The following is a 1,614-nucleotide window of genomic DNA, read 5'->3' as shown; positions in this document are numbered from 1 at the left end:
CCTGAAGAACATAAGGACGATAATCAAGACGAAAATGAGGAAGTAGAAATAACAGATGCAGATGTGAGTCTATTATTTGGAAATTAATTTCAAAAAAAAGAAGCTACTTATTAAAGTAGCTTCTTTTTTTGTGCATTTTATTATAAATCTTTCATTTTCGAATAAAATAAGTAGATTATAAAAAAACAGGTAATTTAACAATTTTATTTCTAAGGAGAGATTATGATGAATCAAACAGTTTCAGGAGATACTCAACAGGTCGGAGAAAATACACAGCAAACAAATCAGGTTTACAGTACAGTTTACTACCAAGGAGAAGATGTAGAAAATGCCCTGCTAAATGCAACGGAAACAGATTTACAAATTTTCAAAGGGTTAAAAGAGTTCACACCTAAAGGTATGGTGTATACAGTGAAAGAACGCTATACACAAAAGAAACCTAAACACGGGGAGATTTGGACTGTCGATTTAGGAGTTAACGTTGGTTCTGAAATGAACAAGATTAGACCATGCGTTATCGTTTCACCTGATAGTTATAACGAATCTCAAAAAATAGTAGTTGTTGTACCTATCACTCATGCTGATAAAAGTTTAGATTGTCACATGAAAGTAAACTCTGAGTTACTTATAGATAAAGATTGTTCTATTAATGGGATTATAAAAACAGAACAAATTCGAACTGTTTCTCACGGACGTTTACATAAGTACAAAGGAACATTATCAAAGCCAGGATTAAGTGAATTAAAACTTAAAATGAAAAATTTTTATTGTTAATCAATTCACTCGTATAAAATGATTTTTAAATTAAGTGGAGGTAACGGAAATGACTTATTCAGAATGGTTAAATAATAACAATATGGTATCTGATATGGTATTAAAGGAAAGATTGTTGCAAGACTGCTTTTCTCTTTCTTCTGTCAAAAGAAGAATACAAGAAAATCACGATATGTATGAAGAATATTGTCAGAAAAACAATTTAACACCAATTTATAACTGAATAATTCTTTTATGAAGGGATTGGATAAAATGGCTAATACATGTAATTGTGGCAAAATATATAATTGTTGCGATTGTGGTGGCAATGATTGTGGTTGTGCTTATTGTTGGTCTTGCAACGCTTGTGAAGATTGTTTGAATGAAGATTAATAAATAGTATATTTTGTTTAATAAAAAGATGTTTACTTATTCTTGGAGGTAATGAAAAATGAATAATAAAAAGTTGATGGCCAAGTTAAATGACTTATACACTCAATTCTTAGCAACCAGAGAGCAGAGCCGAAGAGTAATAATGCAAAGCGGAATTATTAGAAGGGCTTTTGGTGTGAAAGAATATGAGATTGGAAAACCCGTTAAAGATTATGAGCGAGAGCTTGTCTTATCTGATGATGATATTAGACATGAATTTAACGAACGTATATCTTTTTGGAATTGGGCTAAAAAAGAAAATGATATGGACAGAGCAAAGGAATTCGAAAATATAGTTCATTACTTCATTGATGCTGTAAGATTTTTCAATGAAAGTTTAGCAGATGAATTCCAGAAATCTGTTACTTGTGAATAAAAGGTTCCCTTTTTTACTAATTGGAGGTTTTAAAAATGGATTTTAATTATATT

The 1,614-nt window shown here is 30.4% G+C and carries 3 protein-coding genes; all 3 read left to right on the top strand.

What is annotated here, in order from left to right; genetic code table 11:
* Positions 1 to 225 precede the first annotated feature (225 nt).
* The 3 genes from MR160_RS33560 to MR160_RS33550 all read left to right on the top strand — a co-directional run bounded on the left by MR160_RS33560 (position 226) and on the right by MR160_RS33550 (position 1,561).
* Complete coding sequence (locus MR160_RS33560) at positions 226 to 774, top strand: type II toxin-antitoxin system PemK/MazF family toxin (RefSeq protein ID WP_242299205.1); 549 nt, start codon at positions 226 to 228, stop codon at positions 772 to 774.
* A 49-nt stretch (positions 775 to 823) separates the two neighbouring features.
* On the top strand, positions 824 to 997 hold the full coding sequence (locus MR160_RS33555; RefSeq protein WP_154698620.1) for a hypothetical protein: 174 nt from the start codon (positions 824 to 826) through the stop codon (positions 995 to 997).
* 207 nt (positions 998 to 1,204) lie between these two features.
* Complete coding sequence (locus MR160_RS33550; protein ID WP_086877521.1) at positions 1,205 to 1,561, top strand: hypothetical protein; 357 nt, start codon at positions 1,205 to 1,207, stop codon at positions 1,559 to 1,561.
* Positions 1,562 to 1,614: the final 53 nt, after the last annotated feature.

It is taken from the genome of Bacillus cereus group sp. BfR-BA-01382 (genome assembly GCF_022663475.1).
Taxonomy (GTDB): domain Bacteria; phylum Bacillota; class Bacilli; order Bacillales; family Bacillaceae_G; genus Bacillus_A; species Bacillus_A thuringiensis_S.
Note: the sequence above shows the minus strand (reverse complement) of the source record. Positions and strands in the feature narration are given on the sequence as shown.